This is a genomic window from Flavobacterium chungbukense, from assembly GCF_020805785.1.
Lineage (GTDB): Bacteria > Bacteroidota > Bacteroidia > Flavobacteriales > Flavobacteriaceae > Flavobacterium > Flavobacterium chungbukense.
Genome location: NZ_JAJGZV010000002.1, coordinates 1,113,118 through 1,131,581, shown reverse-complemented (window position 1 = coordinate 1,131,581; position 18,464 = coordinate 1,113,118). Strand labels below are relative to the sequence as shown.

The 18,464-nt window shown below is 32.1% G+C and carries 12 protein-coding genes; 3 read left to right on the top strand and 9 right to left on the bottom strand.

All coding sequences use genetic code 11. The annotated features are described in order from the left end of the window. Window positions 1–54: 54 nt before the first annotated feature. The 8 genes from LL966_RS10165 to LL966_RS10130 form a co-directional block, all read right to left on the bottom strand. Entirely contained in the window at window positions 55–747 is a 693-nt protein-coding gene (locus LL966_RS10165) for a M48 family metallopeptidase (RefSeq protein ID WP_229352876.1), read from the bottom strand. A gap of 1 nt (window position 748) precedes the next feature. Beyond that, on the bottom strand, window positions 749–3,907 hold the full coding sequence (locus LL966_RS10160; RefSeq protein WP_229352875.1) for a type I restriction endonuclease subunit R: 3,159 nt from the start codon (window positions 3,905–3,907) through the stop codon (window positions 749–751). Between the two features lie 102 nt (window positions 3,908–4,009). Next, window positions 4,010–5,314 carry a restriction endonuclease subunit S gene (locus tag LL966_RS10155; RefSeq protein WP_229352874.1) on the bottom strand — a complete coding sequence of 435 codons (1,305 nt, stop codon included), beginning with the start codon at window positions 5,312–5,314 and terminating at the stop codon, window positions 4,010–4,012. Window positions 5,315–5,414: 100 nt separating this feature from the next. Continuing rightward, entirely contained in the window at window positions 5,415–6,935 is a 1,521-nt protein-coding gene (locus tag LL966_RS10150; RefSeq protein ID WP_229352873.1) for a type I restriction-modification system subunit M, read from the bottom strand. After that, on the bottom strand, window positions 6,925–7,521 hold the full coding sequence (locus LL966_RS10145) for a restriction endonuclease subunit S (protein WP_229352872.1): 597 nt from the start codon (window positions 7,519–7,521) through the stop codon (window positions 6,925–6,927). The genes LL966_RS10150 and LL966_RS10145 overlap by 11 nt, the downstream gene beginning before the upstream one ends. Before the next feature lie 52 nt (window positions 7,522–7,573). Further along, entirely contained in the window at window positions 7,574–8,014 is a 441-nt protein-coding gene (locus LL966_RS10140; protein ID WP_229352871.1) for a hypothetical protein, read from the bottom strand. Next, window positions 7,983–9,185, bottom strand: coding sequence for a nucleotidyltransferase domain-containing protein (locus LL966_RS10135; protein ID WP_229352870.1), 1,203 nt, complete (start codon window positions 9,183–9,185; stop codon window positions 7,983–7,985). The genes LL966_RS10140 and LL966_RS10135 overlap by 32 nt, the downstream gene beginning before the upstream one ends. Continuing rightward, window positions 9,175–9,945: an SMODS-associated NUDIX domain-containing protein gene (locus tag LL966_RS10130; RefSeq protein ID WP_229352868.1), complete on the bottom strand. Its 771-nt coding sequence runs from the start codon at window positions 9,943–9,945 to the stop codon at window positions 9,175–9,177. The genes LL966_RS10135 and LL966_RS10130 overlap by 11 nt, the downstream gene beginning before the upstream one ends. Before the next feature lie 616 nt (window positions 9,946–10,561). Here LL966_RS10130 and LL966_RS10125 point away from each other — a divergent pair. Further along, on the top strand, window positions 10,562–12,286 hold the full coding sequence (locus LL966_RS10125; RefSeq protein ID WP_229352867.1) for a DUF262 domain-containing protein: 1,725 nt from the start codon (window positions 10,562–10,564) through the stop codon (window positions 12,284–12,286). Further along, complete coding sequence (locus LL966_RS10120; protein WP_229352860.1) at window positions 12,270–14,561, top strand: DUF262 domain-containing protein; 2,292 nt, start codon at window positions 12,270–12,272, stop codon at window positions 14,559–14,561. Before LL966_RS10125 ends, LL966_RS10120 begins: the two co-directional genes overlap by 17 nt. A gap of 36 nt (window positions 14,562–14,597) precedes the next feature. Here LL966_RS10120 and LL966_RS10115 read toward each other — a convergent pair whose 3' ends face one another. After that, a complete protein-coding gene (locus LL966_RS10115; RefSeq protein ID WP_229352859.1) occupies window positions 14,598–14,846 on the bottom strand; it encodes a helix-turn-helix transcriptional regulator in 249 nt (82 codons plus the stop codon). 573 nt (window positions 14,847–15,419) lie between these two features. On the opposite strand from LL966_RS10115, the gene LL966_RS10110 reads away from it, so the two are divergent. Further along, window positions 15,420–18,449: a SusC/RagA family TonB-linked outer membrane protein gene (locus LL966_RS10110; RefSeq protein ID WP_229352858.1), complete on the top strand. Its 3,030-nt coding sequence runs from the start codon at window positions 15,420–15,422 to the stop codon at window positions 18,447–18,449. Window positions 18,450–18,464 lie beyond the last annotated feature (15 nt).

Below are 18,464 nucleotides of genomic sequence, written 5' to 3'. Positions count from 1 at the left end.
AATAAAAATTAAAATAAGTGAACATTGCTTTGAAAATGTAAGATATAATTATTTTTAAGCAAAAGTATCTAACTTTTCTTTTCTTTTTTCCCAGTCAGGCATCATGGCAGTCAATAAATTAAAAAAATCTGGATTATGATGTTTGTAAACTATATGACATAATTCATGCATAACTACGTATTCAACGCAACGTTTCGGCGTATGTATTAATTTGGGATTGAAAATAAGCTTGTTTTTAATAGTACAACTGCCCCAACGAGTAGGCATTTCCTGAAAGTATATATCAATTGGGGTTTCGTATTTTAAAGAGAACTTTTTAATTACAGGCTTTGCAATTTCGGTAATCTTCCAAATAGCTTTTTGTTGGAACCAATTTTCAAAGAGTTTTTGAGCATTTTCTTTTTTTTTGACTGAAATATGAAATAAATTTCCCTTATATCGTACTTCATCTTTTAGACCTTGTTCTACTACTAATTTATATTGCCTGCCTAAATAAATTACAGAGTACCCCGACTTAATAGTTAAATCAATATTAATGGTGTCAATACTAAGAAAAAAGGATTTCTTTTGTAAAATCCACATTGCTTTTTTAGATACTGATGCCTTAATTTTATCTATAGGTGTGTCTATAGGAGCTGTAATTATAACCGAGGTATCTGGTTGAACCTTAATCCCTAAAGATTTTCGATTAGCATACTTTAATTCGAAATCGATATGATGTCTCCCGAAAACAATTTGCTCTTTCATTTTACTCTTTATTTGCAATAGCGATTTCAATTGCTTTTTTTGTTAATTCATCCGCTTTTTCTAAAGATAAATCTATTACGTCCATTAAATAATCCCCAAATTCTAATTCAATTTTATTGATGATATCTACACGTTTATGCCAATCAACTATTTCATAATTAGATAGTATTTCATCAAACATCAACGTTATTTCTGTCTCTCTATCTTTCAATTCTATTTCTTCTCTTAGCAAGTGAAAAATAGCTACTTTTCTACGTTTGTCTTTAATTACTTCAGGCAGATCATTTGTTTCTCCTTGTAATGCTTGATCTTTCAAATTTTTTAGCTTTTTTAAGGCATCCAATTCAGAAAGACGATTAGCTCTCATATCAATAATAGTTTGTGTAATTAATTCTGATAGTTTTTTGAATAAAATGGGATCAGAATCAATATTTATGGAAAGATATTTGGAGGTAGCTGCTGCAATTTTTTCGGCTTTGGCTCTAGGGCCAATTAATTTTTCGACTTCTTCTTCAAAAGATTTTGAATCTAAAATATCAATTGGATCAACAAGTCTTATAACTTCTTCCGTAATTACGTGTTGATCTAGTAATTTTTGAAGTTGTTTTTCATATTGAGAAAAACTTACTGTATCTAAATAAGTACTATTAGCTGCAACTCTAATATCTGCAAATTTTTTAAGCTCATTTTTATATTGTTGTATTTCAGCAATAGAAGTATTATCGTGAAATTCAACTGTTGCTAACGCTATTTTTAGAATACGTGCAAAAACACTGAATTTATTATAGAACTCTTCTCGTAAAGCATCATCCGCTAAAAATGAAACATATTCATCAATATTATGTTTGTTTTTTATAGGTTTGAAGATTTCAATGACATCAGCATAAGCACGAGGCAGCTTATCAATTTCTTCTCCGATATTTTTCATTGAACCCTGTAAATCTTTAGGATCAAAACCATCGCTATCATTGGAATACGTTTCAATAGCTTCTTGCAATTCTTCCATTACTCCAGCATAATCTATGATATATCCAAACTCTTTTCCGGGATAAACTCTATTTACCCTTGCAACGGCCTGTAGTAAGGTGTGCTCGCGTAGTTTACGACATAAATACATTACAATAGTTTGTGGGACATCAAATCCGGTAAGTAACTTATCTATAACAATTAGTAATTCTATATTTTCCCCATATTCATATTGCTGAATAATCATTTTATCTATATCCTGACCATACTTTGTTTTAAGCAATTCGTAATATTGATTTACTTCAGGTGCTTCGGAACTGTGAACATCTTCATTGTTTTCTCTTGTATCGGGAGCAGACATGATGACTTCAGTGGTTACTTTAGCAATTAAATCAAACGCTTTTTTGTATTTCACAGCAGTTAATTTATCAGGACAAACCACCATGCCTCTAAAACCAGAATGCTCCCCAGTATTATCTTTTCCCCAATTGCTTTGAAAATGTATACTAATGTCCAATGCAGTTTGAAAAATATTTTGGTCTGTTTTAGAAATTAAACCAGCTTGACTCATTTTCTTTTTGAGGTCCACTTTATGATAGTCTTCTAAATTTTCAATGACCCTTTCAACACCTTTATCTAATGCTGTTTTATTTACATCTTGTATTGCTAACCTCCCTTCATACAAAATAGGTACAATGGCACCATCCTCAACAGCTTCTTTTATAGAATATTCGTCAATAATTCCTCCAAATTTATTAGCAGTATTTTTTTGTCTTTTCATTAAAGGTGTCCCAGTAAATACTATGAAACAAGCGTTAGGTAAAACTCTTTCCATGTTCACATTGAAAACCCCATGTTGTGTTCTATGTCCTTCATCAATAAGGACAAAAATATTTGGACTCTCTAATTGATTTTCGGACAGACTTTTAACAGCGGCATCAAACTTATTGATAATGGTTGTAATTACGAAATCGCCATTACCTCTTAAAAGACTTACTAATTGTTTTCCCGAGGTGGCATTAATGACGTCAATTTCTACTTTTCGTAAGGTCGCCGTAATTTGTCTATCTAAGTCAATTCTATCGGTTACTAAAATAATTTGTGGGTTTCTAATAGTATCTTTAATTTTCCGAGCAAGCATAGCCATGGTTAATGACTTACCACTTCCTTGTGTATGCCAAATTACACCGCCTTTTCTTTTTCCATTTCGAATAGGTTTTATACGATCGATAATTTTGTTTATAGAGAAGAATTGTTGAAAACGGGCTACTTTTTTAATTACACCAGCTTCAAATAATACAAAATCTTTAATAAACGGCAGTAAGCGTTGCTGGCTTAGAATACCATATATTAAAATGTCTTGTTCTGAGGGAGCTACGTACAGATCATATTTTTCTTTATAAGCAATATAATCAAATTTGGTTCTAATATCTGAGGTATCAAATAATTTGTATTCAGTCTCTTTATCCAATTTTTGGTTTACAAGATCCTCAATGCCTTCTCTGAATGAAATGTCCTTTTCCTTCCATACAGCCCAAAATTCTTCTTTTGTATTGGTAGTTGCATATTTTGCTTGTATTGATGAAGTTGCCATTAGCACTTGACTGTAGCAGTATAAATTTTGAATCCCAGTTTCTTGTTGGTTTCTAATATGTTGTGAGATAGCTTGTTTAATAGGTTCCTTAATTGTCGAACTTTTACATTCTATAATTACTATAGGGATACCATTTACAAATAATACTATGTCGGGGCGATAAGTATCTTTCCGTCCTATTCTCATTACTGAAAACTCTTCAGCAACATGAAAAACATTATTGTCCAGATTGTCCCAATCTATGTATTGGATAGTATGACTTTTTTTATCCCCATCAATTGATTGCTCTAAGGCTTGTCCATATATCAACAAGTTATAAGTATAATTGCTCGCATGAACTAGACCTTCAGCTAAAGGAACATCTTGAAGTTTTTGTACAGCCTTTTCAATATTATAAGCTTCAAACTTAATTTTTTTATTCCCTAGCTTAATCTCATTAATATACATTAAACGTTCACGAAGTATTTCTGTTAAAATGACATTACTTTCTCTACCACCACGAAATGATAATACTTCCTCTGAGGAAAGATATTTGTATCCTAAATTAATCAATAATTTAAGTGCTGGAATTTGTGATATATTATCCTCTGTAAATGCCATGATATGTTACTTTTTGTAAGTTTGGTTTTATTTGTTCATTTTTTAAATGAAAGATTTTATCAAAATAGATTATTTTCCAAAGTTTAAAACCTTTACTATATATTAAACCAACCTCACTTTACCTGTTAACAATTGCTGCATCAATCCTTTTTTCTGTTTTTGTAAATCGACTAATTTTAATTTTTCCATTTTGATTTCTTTTTCTGCTGTATTTAAAATTGCTACAATTGCATTTTGTTCTTCGAATGAAGGATATGGTATGTCTAATTCTAAAAAGTTAGAAAGATGTACTCTTTTTTTTTCATTTAATGATCCAATAGCAATTCTATCATAAAAATTAATAAAAAGAGGTGTTTTAAACAATGCTTCGTAGTAATTAATATCCACATTATTTATCTTTGTTTTTAAAGAATTGTAATAAGCCGAAACGGATACAATAATATTTAATGTAGATTTAGCTATGGAACCAAATCGCAAATTCATAGGGTTGAAAACTATGTCGTTGGGATAGACTAATTTATATAGATTAGATTCTTGATCACGAAGTAAAAAACTTCTTTCGTATCTGTCAGTTTTATTTGTTATTCCTTTTTCAATAGTTAAACTAAATAATGGAAATTTTAATTGATCATCTGAAGTTTCTTTTCTCTCTTCGAATAAATCTTTAACCTTAATTATTTTCCAATCGCATGGAATTTGTAAACCTAATTTGGTACTATGATTTCCTTTTTCCTTTTCAAATCCTTTAAGTCTTATTTTGCCAGTAAGCAACTGTTGCATTAGTGCTTTTCTACGCTCTTTTTTCGACTTAATTAACTTTGTTTGAATTTCTATTGATCTATCCCAAATAGAAAGACAATCGGCTATTACTTTTTGCTCAGAAAGAGGAGGGCAGATTACGTCTAATTTTTTTAGAATAGGCAAACCAATCCGCTGTCTTGTGCTTCCAGTACTAACTTTTTTTGCAGATTTTCTAAAAAATGATGAATTTATATAATCATGAACAAACTTACTGTCGAATGTCCTTTCATCAATTGATAATCTTATTCCATCTGAAGCCATAACATACCTATTATCAGTATTGGGTATAAAACAAGCTCTCGCTACTGGTTCTCCCATTTTAGATAAAATGATGTCACCAGGATATATATTACTACTTATTAGTTTATCTGCCTTTTGTATAGATGTAAAAATTTTATAATCATCTATAAAAGCACCATCTCCTATATTTTGTAATTGTATGATTCTAACGCCATTTTCTGCATAATCAGATGTTTTTAAATCTGATCCAAACGGCCCACCTGTTATAGACCATTTTTTGTGTCTGCTTGCGAAGTCGGTGAACTTTTTCACTACCCATTCTTCAGGTATCCATCCCAATTTCGTTTCCTTATATCCTTCTCTCATTTTTTTTATTTTAAATACTTTTCATTAATTTATAAGAATAAAAAAATTACTACTAAGCGATGTGTAAATTTTAATTACTTAATTTTATTAAATAAGATTTCTAATTGAAGAATTTCATGTATTTTTCCATTTCTGTTTTTACATTTGCTAGCTCTTTTTCTAGCTCTTCAATACGGATTTGGGTGACTATTAAATCAATTTCAGGTTCATCTTCATAGGTATCAACATAGCGAGGAATATTTAGGTTAAAATCATTTTCTGCTATTTCTGCTAGATCTGCAACATACGTAAACTTTTCTTCTGCTACCCCTTTGTTCATTACTTCATTGTGAAACTGTGAGTAAGCATCTACAATATGCTTGATATGATTTTCTCCTAAAACATTTTGATTTTTACCTGAATTAAAATTTTTACTAGCATCTATAAACAGAATTTTTTCTTTATTTATTTTCTGTTTATTAAAAATTATAATCGCTGCAGGGATACCTGTACCAAAGAATAAGTTAGACGGCAATCCAATTACTGCTTCAATTAAGTCCTCCTGTAAGGTTTTCGAACGAATTTTTCCTTCGGAAGCCCCTCTAAACAAAACTCCATGTGGAACCACTACACCCGCTTTACCCGAAGTATTGAGAGACTCTAACATGTGAGAAATAAAAGCCCAATCTCCTTTTGATTTTGGAGGTAATCCTCTCCAAAAACGGTTATATTTATCGGTTGCTAAATCGTCTGCCCCCCATTTGTCTAAAGAAAACGGCGGGTTGGCAACTACTGTATCAAATAGCATAAGTGCATCACCCTCTTTGTGTTTAGGATTCCTAAGAGTATCTCCCCAACGAATAATGGCGCTGTCGTAACCATGCAAATACATATTCATTACCGCTAATGCCCAAGTACTACCATTAGCTTCTTGGCCATAGAGCGAAAAATTGTTATTTTCTACTTCACGCCCTGCTTTAATTAAAAGAGATCCAGACCCACATGTAGGGTCGTATATACGAGATCCTGATTGAGATTTAGTTAATTTTGCCAGTAAAGTAGAAACTTCTGCTGGAGTAAAAAACTCTCCTGCTTTTTTTCCTGAATCTGAAGCAAAATTTGAAATTAGGAATTCATATGCTCCACCAATCACATCGTTGTTTTCTAAATGAGAAGACGAAAGATTTAAAGACTTGAAATCATTTAGTAAATTACGCAATCTAGCTACTTTTCCTTTTTCATCTCCCAAATTAGAACTGTTGAAATCTATATTTCTAAAAATATTAGAGCCATCTTGTCCACCCAATTTTTCCCTGTTGGCTTCTTCTAACTCTGCCAAAGCATGGTTTATTTTTTCGCCAATCTTAGGATTGCTGCGGTTGTCGTATAAATAATCAAAACTGGATTCATCTGGTACTACAAAGCGTTCACGCTCTAATGCTCTTTTTACACGCTCTTCATTCCCATCATATTTTATAGTATATTCTGCTTTTTTCTCGTTATATACGTCAGTTACATATTTAAGAAACAACATCGTTAAAATATAATCTTTGTATTGAGAAGGATCTATCGTACCACGAAAAGTGTCACAGGCTTTCCATACTGTATTATTGATATCCTTTTGAGTTACTTTAGTGCCCATTTTTTATTTTTTTATATGTTATTGCGTTTATATAATTTTCTTCAAGAGTAATTAATTCTTTTTGAAGTTTGATTTGTTTCTTTTTTAAAAGATCGAGTGCAACAATTTGTTTTTGTGTTTCAAATGTTGGAATTATTATTTCCAAGTCTCCTAATTCTTGTTTGGTTATAGAAGGCATTACTTGAGTTGACATTTTAGAATCGAATACCTTTAATGTTTCAGGATGATTCAGGTACCAAACTAAAAATTCTGGCAGAATTGAAATTTCTTCAATAGTTAAAACAAGAAAGGAAGCACTTGCAATTAAGGATTGGTATTCATTTGCAAATAAAAAAGCAAAGAAACGTCGTCCTTTTGCGTTAAAGACTACCTCACCTTGCTTTAAGTAGTTTTTCTCTATAGAAGGCTTGTATAAAACATTAGGTTCAAGATCATTTCTTAAGTTCCCGTCTTCATCAAAATCAGAAGTGCCGATCATTCTTACATAAGCATTTGTAAGTTGATTTTCGTCATTATTTGCTGTTTTAGACACTACCATACCTGAACGAATGGAAACGACATCTATTAATTTACAACTTTTTTTCATTGCTATATTTATTATAAAAAGCTCTTTGCTCTATGCAAAGAGCTTTTCAAATTTAATTAGAATTATGAGGATGTTCTGGTCCTATCCAAACTTTATGTTCAAGATATTTGTCATAATAATATACCCATTCTGAAATCCAGGGGATAACATCAATTAATTCTATGTACGGTCTACCTTTTAAATCCTTAATAGGATGGTATAAACAAAGTGTGCCATCAGCATTAAAATGCGTGTCGAAACTTTTTTTAAGATTTTTGGTTTCAACTGTTATTCGTTCAAACCGACCTTGTAAAAAAGGAGAACAAAAGATTGTAAAATCATATTTTCTATTATTCCATTCTAAAGTTCCTTTCCCTTCCAAACTTTTTCCATGCACTTCAAATTTTATCCATTTAAATTTTCTTTCGCATTCAATTAAAGTTTTATATAAAAAACCAGCCCAAAATTTTTGGGCTCGTTCTTTAGGACTGAGCATAAAATCCATGATTTCCATTTTTCACACCTGTTGAAGTATTAATGTTACCTCTTGGATCTGTATAAGCAGTTCCTGAAAGCAATGATGCTAATTTAGAATTTCCTTTTAATCTTTCTTCTAATTTAACTAGTCTTTGGATGTTTTCTTTATAATAGCCATTGCCAAATAACTCTTTATAATTTATTTCATTAGTATCTTCCCCGATAAATGCATTTAACTTTCTCTCAAAATCTTCTACAAAACCAATGAAACTTTGGTAATGTTTATCCTCCCAAGAATCGGTAAAATTTTCTCTTTTGTCTTTATCTTCATGATTGTCTACCGGATTATAAACTGCAAATTTTATTTTTCTAAATTTATAATCATTAGCTAATTTTTTCAACTTTACGACTGCATTTTTTAAAGCTTCCTGAATTGAAAAATTTCCTTCGTGAGATTGCGCCAATAAGGTGGTTAAAACAATACTAGATACTGCTGGTTCTTTTGAAGTGTCTTTATTTTGATAATATAAGTCGCGGTATCGCTTTACAATTTGAACAGTACGCTGTAGAGGAGTTTTCAAATAGACATCCAAAGGTAAATCCTCCGTTTCTATTTTTGCTTCCAACATTAAATTATATCGTTCCTGAAGTAAAAAACTAGATTTGTTTCTTTCCGCAATTTCTTTAAACCATTCGCCATATCCTTTAGGATGCGTACGTGACCAAGAAATTCTGCGGTTATCCTCAGGAATCATTAATCTATTGTTGTTTAAAGAAATCATGCACCCCGGTAAGATATCCATATGAAAATCGCTATTGTAATCAATACGTACACAACGATTTTTTTTCTTTAAAAGTGTTTTGTATGTATCATGATTACTTAAAACACGATATAATTCATCATAAATTTCTGCGGGTGTGTGGTTTAAATATGAGCTTTCAATGTGAAGTACAATATCTAAATCAAATTCCTTACCCGGAAGCGGTTTAATTGTAGTCCCTATTAATAAAGAACCTTGAGCATACACATTAATAGTGTAATCCTTAAAAAAATTCTCATCCTTAGACAGTACATCGTTTACAGCTCTGTAAGCCGATTCCATTTGTTGTTTTCGAGTCGCATCTAGCTCAAGGTTAGCTGCTATGATGGCTAAAAGCTCATCTTTTTTATATTCTTGTTCTGTATATTTTTTCATGTTATTTTTCATTGATTAGGTATTTGGCATGCGCCCCAATTTTAGCAATTTGTTCTTCGTTTTCCATTACTAACAGTCTTTCAATTTCGCTGATGTCTACTATCATAAAATCATCACTCAATTTACGAGGATTTTCTAATAGCTTTTTCAATTCAAATACTTGCTCTGCTGTTGGAAGAAATTCTACAATGTCATAAATAAGTACTTCATGACACTGATGAAAGGTACTATAACCAAATACCTTCATTACTTTTTGTACCTCTCTAAAAGATTTAGTGTAGAAGATGTTTGGATCGAATCCAAGGTCATCAATAAGTTCTTCATTAAACTCACGTTCATAAGTAGTTTCACGGTTTTTTCTTGACTCAAACCATTTAATAATATCTAAAGTATATTTCCCTTTGACCCTAAAGCGGAGGTCATTGTGGCTGACATCATCAGATTTGATTCCTTTCGTAGCACAGTCTTCTTTATATCCCCATTTCTCAAATTCTGAAAAGCTGTTCATTTTTTTGTAAACACCTCCAACAGGTTGAAGCTGGTCTTTGATACGATGACCACGAACTAGTAAAAACTTTGAAGTTCCAGGAATCTTAATCCTGATTAAATAACTTATTGAAAACCTAACATCTTCATGTTTGATTTTTGTAAAATTGGATTGTAAATAGGTATGTAAATGATTTTTATTATCTAGCAACGACTCTGTTGCTTTTTTTACGATAACTTTACCAGCAGCCATACCTAGGCCTTTTAAAATAGTTTCAACTACCATTCTTTAATTTTTTTTTAATTTATTATTATTTAAAATCGCATAAATGGGAGTGCTATAATCAATGAAAACTTGCATAAAAAAATTAGAATGCATAGTTTTGCAAAACATCAACGACTATAATACTCAAAATCATGGAGGTGACTAGCCTCTGTTTGTACTTTTAAGCGCAGTACAGTTTTTTTGTTAGTCAAAAATTAAATTTATATAAACCAGAAGCTATTGGAGTAGTTTTCTGGTTTTTTTTTATTCGCAGTAATACGATTACAAAGGTAAGATAGTTTTGCAAATAAACAAGTTTTATTTTAAATAAAAATTAAAGTACAAGAATTACAAAATTTAAAAAATGTATTTAAATTACTGTTTTTTAATCATTTGTATTTTATTTGTTAATGGGGTTTTATTTTAATTTATTTTGTAAAAAATCAATTTGTAAGAAAATAAATCTATTTTTTTTAATCAATATTTATTCTTAGCTTAAAAATGATATCTTTATTTAAAAATTCTTAATAGAGGATTTATTTTAATTTTTAATTATAACTGGAAGCGATCCTTCTCTTTTATTTAAATTTTATTCTGAATTGTTTTATCTTGCATTTACATAAGAATTTTGCAAAAAATGAATAAAACAACATTTAAAAGTATAAGAGAATATTTTTCCTCTGGAAATCAAAATTTTATAATTCCTAATTATCAACGAGGATTTAAATGGTCTGTAAAAAATAACGATGATTTATCTGCAGTTGAAAAACTCTGTGATGATTTAATTAATGCAGCGAAAGATCAAAATTATTTTTTACAAGGCGTTACAGTTTGTGAAGAGGGTGATCAAATTATTCTGATTGATGGACAACAGCGAACCACAACATTATACTTAATACTTTGGTTTTTGGAAGTTGATTTTTTTAATAAAATCACCCTAAAATATGATGTAAGAGAAAAGTCTAAAGAGTTTATATCAAAACTAAAAGAAACTGAATTTGATTATAAAAATTTTGATTCAAAAAATTCAAACCAAGATATTTTTTATTTCAAGAAAGCAATTGAACAAATAGAAAATAAGTTAGGTAATATTGAAAAAGATTTATTCACTCAATTTTTGCTTGAAAAAGTTAACGTTCTGTATATAACTATCAGTAAAGAAAAAGCAACAAAAACTTTTACAATGATGAATGGAGCAAAAGCAACTATGCTTCAGGAAGAACTCATTAAATCTGAAATTCTCAGGCAAATTTCTATTCCATTAATTAATCAAAAATCGATTTCTACATCTATTGATGAAAATTTAAGTGAGTTAAAAAATATTATTTCTATCGATTGGGAAACAAATGCAAAAAGAAGCAGATATGCGCGAGAATGGGATAAATGGTTGTATTGGTGGAATCAAAAAGAAGTTCAAATTTTCTTTAATACTGAAAAACCTCTAGGTTTTTTACTGCAATTTTATTTTTACAAAGACCAATTTATACATGCTGATACCACCTTCATTCAATTTAAAGAATTATTGAATAGTATGTCAGCTATTCAAATTTTTAAGAAATTACGCGATTTACAAAAATCCTTTGAAGATATCTTTAAAGAACCTAAAAGTCATAATTATCTTAAATTGTCTTTACTATGTTCTTCTGGATTATCTGATGTTTTTGATATTATTAATTTCTTCTTTTTGAATAAAGCAGAAAATGACAAGCTAAAAAGCTATGCTCAATGGCGACTTGTTGGTGCTACTCACAGAGAAATAACAAAAGAAAAAGAATTGGGAGAAGATGAGGAAAGAAAAGAGCAGAAAGCCCATATCGTGATGAATAATTTGTCTGATAGATTTCTCTACAATAATTTCTATGATATTGCCCTTAAGCAATTATTAAGATTAAATGTAGAAGAAGACAACAAACTGTTTAATGGAAAAGGAAGGAAATTTGATTTTAGTATCTATGGAAATAAATCATTAGAACATATACATCCTAAATCGAAAGTTTTTCATTCAAAGAAGGTTAATGAAAATGATTTAGAGAAAATCTTATATTATGATGGGAACAATAATCTTTTAAATGATAAACCTTATGAAAAGCAATGGTTAGATAGAGGTCTTTTGAAAGATTGTACTGAACATAGTATTGGAAATCTTGTTCTTTTAGATAAAAATGAAAATTCAAAATTCAATGATAAACCATTTGCCAAAAAAAAAGCTATATATTTTAATGTAAATGAGGGATTTAAAAGTCGAAATTTACTTCATTCAATAGCTGTTTTTGCTAAATCGAGTTGGATAAAAGAGGATATAGAAGATAATCAAAATAAATTTCTAACACGTTTTAAAAAAGATTATGGCATTTCAGAATAATACATTACAAAGTGGTAAAGAATATACATTGTCACAAATCTTTTCAAGCAATCACAAAATCATCATCCCAGATTTACAAAGAGATTACTGTTGGGGAGATAGGGCTTGGAATAAGGATGCCGATAAATACACCGAATTAGTTTCTGGATTTTTAGAAAGCCTTATAGAATCCTATAAAGAAAACAAAGCAAAAGATTTAACCTTAGGGCTGATTTATGGTTATGAAAGTCCAAAATATCACATCCAACTTTGTGACGGGCAGCAACGGATTACGACCTTGTTTCTGATTTTGGGAATTGTAAATCGTAAAACGGAGAATCACTTTCAAAATAATCTTATTTCAGTTGAGGAGCTAAATAGCGATAGAAGCCCTTATCTTCAATATGCGGTCAGAGAAAGCACTCTTTATTTTTTGAGTGATTTGGTTTGTGAATATTTTTTGAAATCAGAAAATCAGATCTCCTTCTCTATGATAGAAAATTCACCTTGGTTTTTCTCAGATTATAACCTGGATTCAAGTATTAAGAGTATGTTATCGGCTATAGTAACTATAGAAGATGCATTTGATAAATCCATGGAAATTAATTTTAAACAATTTGGATACTTCATTTTGAATAAACTCCAAATGTTATATTATGATATGGGGAACAGAATACAGGGAGAAGAAACTTTTGTTATTATAAATACAACAGGTGAGCCATTGTCTGCAAGTGAAAACTTGAAGCCAATTATTATAGGGAATATTATTGATGAACAAAAACGAAAAATAACTTCAGATGAATGGGAGGAACGAGAAGAATGGTTTTGGCAGAACAAAACGAAAGAAGAAACAACTTCTGACGATAGTATAAATCAGTTTTTTATTTGGTATTGGCAAGTTCGTCTTTTGCAAGAAAGAAGTTGGAAAAACAAAACTGGATATCCTTTAAATCCTCGCGAATTATTTACAAAAAAGCCAAAAACGGACGAAGAAAACGAAGAAAATCCGGAAACAGAAAGATGGGAAGAAAGCATTCAGACAATTACCATTCATAAGTATTTTAAAGCTTTTCAGAAACTAATTAATTTATGCAAAGATGAAAAATTTGTAAGTGTTTTGAAAACAATAAAAAATGAATCAATATCTGTTTCTTGGTTTCGAAATGCTGATTTGCATGTCGTTTTACCGTTGATTGCATATTTGGAGAAATTCCCAGAAGCTAATTTGTTTTACGAGTTTACCAGAAGAATCAGAAAAAACCATTTTGATGAAAAACGCAGAAGAGGAAACAATGTGGACTGGAGACATATCATACAAATTATAGAATTTTCTAAAGCTGAAGGAGAGGTTTTGGTTTTTAAAACAAAATCAAATAGAACAATTGAATTTAAGAGTATTTCAAATGTTGAACTAAAAGAATGGTTTACGCAGGATGAACAATTCAAAAATTCATTGAAAAAGCAATATAAGTCTGAAATTGAAAAATGGGAGGATCATGTTGATTTAATGGGAAATCTTTCACCTCTTTGGGAAGCGAATACAAGTAGAGAAAATAGTTATGCAAATTTGAAAGCTATTTATGATAATTTTGAATTGTTGTATAATAGTTATAATGAGAAGGAAGCAAAGGAGAATCCAATACTTTCTAATTATATTAGATTTTATCGAGTATTATTGCAAGAGGATGTTAGGATCGGACATATTGATAGGACTTCAGGTATGCTTGGAGCTTGGTTTTCTTGGAACAGCAACAATGATAATGCTTATCTAAAATATTTAAAAATTTCAGACTTTATTACTCTTTTTAGTATTGAAAAGGAAAATTTATTAAATGAAATTAAGCACAGGCTGAGAAAGAATTTTGTAAAAGATAATTTTGTCATATCATCAGCTAACTACTCAGCTAATCTACATTTAAAATGCTGGTTATTTTTAAAAACATTACAAGCGGAAAAGTATAATGTTTTACTCTCGCATTATGATGGTAATGGTATTGCTTCTTATTTTGATAATAAAAGGAATAAATTAAATAGTGAACTTGATTTTTCATTAGCAAATTCTATTTGTGGATATGGTATAAAAAATGGTTTTGGTGCAGGGAATGAAATAAGATATGCTAGTGATTATTGGGGAAGTCAACACTGTTTTGATACTCCGATAAGCAATTTTATTGCAAAAGAAGAATTTGTAAGTCGAGAAAATAAGCCAATTCAATATGAAAAAGTTGAAATGATAAATAATGAAATTCAGGAATTACTAAATAATTTTTATTCTGAAGATAATTTAATTATTTAAAACAATTTGATTAAGTACAAAAGACGAACATTTCATTTACCTAAAGATATCGCTGTCAAAAAAATCTTTTAGTGTTATTCCAAAAGCGGTACAGATTCTGCCAATAGAGTAAATAGATATTCCTCTTGTAATATCTAATTTTTCCCAAGCGTGAAAATTTTGTCTATCTACCTCAATATCATTTGCTAGGCCAGATTTATTTTGACTTGCTTTTTCTCTGAGCTCTTTAAGTCTTTTTTTTATCTGATCTCTTAAAATTATATCTTCTGCTCTAAGTTTACCCATACGGCAATTTTGATTATTTTTATGATTTTTATGTAATGCATTTGCATTACATATTTTTTTTATATACTTTTGATTTAGATTTATTATTTTTGCGATTCTTCATGTAAAAACATTTGAAGCATTCGCTTAGAATCTCGTTCCAAAAACTGGTAATTTTAGCACGCGAGATGATAAGTAAGATGCTCACGTCTCTTGGCGTGGGCTCACTTATTCGTGTGCGGGTATGCCAGTACCTTGGAGCGATATAAGCTGAGTTCTACGCCATTTTTTATCCTTATGGCACAATTCACCACTTAATATTCTTAGCGCTCCTTCTTCATTTTTCATAATCTCGCATTTAGATATTGTGTAACCAAAACTATCTGCTTATGAATTAACTATTAATGCAATTTTACTGCCTGCACTTTCATAATTTTCATTTTGAATTAGGCAATTATAAAGTTTGCAGGCTTTTAAACAAGGAAAATTGTTATGCTTATTTTAAGCAAAAAAAAGCCCTCTAACCGGTCGACAAACAAGTATAGAGGGCTGAATTAATACAAACTTTCGTTTTAAATTAACTAACCCAAAATTATGAAAACTATTTCATTGAACAAAGGGTTGGCTGCACTATGGTATCCGTTTATTTTCGGCTTCTACCTATTTTGCACTCCAGCCTTAGCGCGGAATACCTTGCGGTTCTCCATTTCACAACAGCAAACACAGGTGAGCGGTATTGTAACCGATGGCACAAACCCTCTTCCTGGTGTGAGTATTTCGGTTAAAAACCAGAGAAACACTGTCATCACGGATTTTGATGGTAAATTTACCATAACAGTATCACCTGATGCGAATCTAATTTTTACCTACATCGGTTTTAAAACAATTGAAATTCCAGTTGCCCGACGTTTAGTCATCAATGTTCAGATGAACCAAGACCAGACTACTCTTCAGGAAGTCAAAATTAATGCAGGATATTATTCTGTCAGGGATAGTGAACGCACTGGGAGCATTGCTAAAATTAAAGCGGCGGATATTGAAAAACAGCCTGTCAACAATCCACTAGCGGCAATGCAGGGACGTATGGCAGGAGTAAACATTACTCAAAACACTGGACTGCCGGGCGGAGGCTTTAATATTCAGATCCGAGGTCTTAACACTATTCGTGGAGACGGTAATGATCCCTTGTATATTGTAAACGGAGTTCCTTATTCTTCGCAGTCATTAGGAGATCCGACTGTTTCGGCAGCCGCTATCTCTGGCGTTACAAATCCACTGAACAATTTAAATGTATCCGACATAGAAAGCATCGAGGTATTGAAAGATGCAGATGCGACAGCAATTTACGGTTCTCGCGGGGCAAATGGTGTGGTACTGATCACGACAAAAAAAGGCAGGTCAGGAGAAACACGTTTTAATTTAAATGCATTTACTACTGTCGGGAAAGTGGCAAGAAAAATGGATTTAATGCAGACCAACCAGTATCTGTCGATGCGTGCAGAAGCTTTTGCTAATGATGGCATCACTGAATATCCTGAAGGCGCTTACGATATTAATGGCACTTGGGATCCAAATCGCAATACAGACTGGCAGAAGGAATTAATCGGAGGCACCTCGTACATTCAAAGTGTTCAGGCATCCATTTCAGGCGGTAATAAAAATACACAATTCCTATTAAGCGGTACTTATCACAAAGAAACAACGGTATTTCCAGGAGATTTTCATTATGGAAAGGGTTCTATAAACAGCAGTATTTCACACCAGTCCGATGATAAACGCTTCAGCCTTAATTTTTCAGCCGCTTATTCCGGCGATAAAAATACACTGCCGGGAAGGGATCTAACCTCGGGGGCTTATACTCTTGCTCCAAACGCACCGGAGCTTTATAACAGTGACGGCAGTCTTAACTGGGAAAACGGCACATTCATCAATCCTTTGTCATTTCTTAACGGCACATATCTAACCACAAGCCAAAACCTTATTGCAAATGCAGTAGTGTCTTATAATCTGTTTCCGGGCCTTGAGGCTAAAGCCAGCATCGGATATAACGATAATAGGTTGTCGCAAAACGTAACCAGCCCGCTGAGTATTTACAGCCCATATGATACAAGTGAACATGAATCAACTCTATTTGTGTCTACAGGTACTGGCAGATCCTATATTTTTGAACCGCAGTTAAGCTACCAAAAAGAATTGGGAGACATAGATATCAATTTCTTAGTGGGTACAACATTCCAGAACCAAAAAACGACAAAACTGGCACAATCTGCCTTTGGATTTGCAAGCGATGCCCTTATTAATAGTTTAGCTGCAGCCAATACGGTGACTGTATTGAATCATGAAGTAACCGAGTACAATTACAATGCATTATTTGGCAGACTTAACATCAACTGGCACAAAAAATACATCGTGAACTTGACAGGCCGCCGTGATGGTTCAAGCCGTTTTGGCCCCGATAATCGTTTCGCCAATTTTGGCGCTGTTGGCGCAGCCTGGCTGTTCTCTAATGAAGACATTATCAAAGAGCATAATTCTATAATCAGCTTTGGGAAGCTTCGCGGGAGTTATGGAATTACTGGTAATGACCAGATTGGAGATTACCAGTATCTGGATACCTATAAAGTTTCTCCTTATTTGTATGACGGGGTGGTAGGCCTTTTACCTTCGCGTCTTTACAATTCTAATTTTGGCTGGGAAACAAATAAAAAATTCGAACTAGCATTGGAACTCGGATTCTTAAAGGATAATATTTTCCTTTCTGCAGCTTGGTTCCGCAACCGCTCATCCAATCAATTGGTCGGGGTGCCGCTTCCCGGGACGACAGGGTTTTCTTCCATCCAGTCAAATTTTGATGCTACCGTAGAAAATACTGGTGTGGAACTGGAACTTCGCACCAACAATTTGAAAGGCAGGGATTTTTCATGGACAAGTACAGTAAACCTTACTGTACCAAAAAATAAACTCGTTTCTTTTCCAGGGCTTGAAAGTTCTACGTATGCTAACCAGCTTGTAGTAGGTGAATCACTTTTTATCAAGAAAGTTTTTAATTATACAGGAATTGATCCTCAAACTGGAGCCTACACTTTTCAGGATTTTAACGGCGATGGCCAGATAACCTATCAAGACGATCGCCAGACAATCGTCGATACTTCTCCAAAATACTATGGAGGGCTGAATAATCAGCTGGCATATAAAAATTGGTCTCTCGATTTTTTATTCCAGTTTGTAAAGCAGACTGGCAGGAATTATTTATACACGTCAGCCTTACCCGGTTCATTTGTAAATCAGCCTGCAGCTATGGCAAACCATTTCCCGCAGAACGGAACCACAGCTATATCACAGCAGTACACTACCGGCCAGAATAGTATATTACTCGAAGGACATTATAATCTGATTGACAGCAATGCAGCATACAGTGATGCATCTTTTGTGAGACTCAAGAGTCTGACTCTTGTTTATGCAATACCATCAGCTTGGTCAAAGACCTTTACAGGAAAAGTATATCTGCAGGGACAAAATTTATTAACCATCACTGATTTTCGCGGAGCTGATCCTGAAAACCAGTCTGCTTCGGCGCTTCCACCATTGCGACAGTTTACAATGGGCATTCAGCTTGGCTTTTAATTTAATCACTATCAC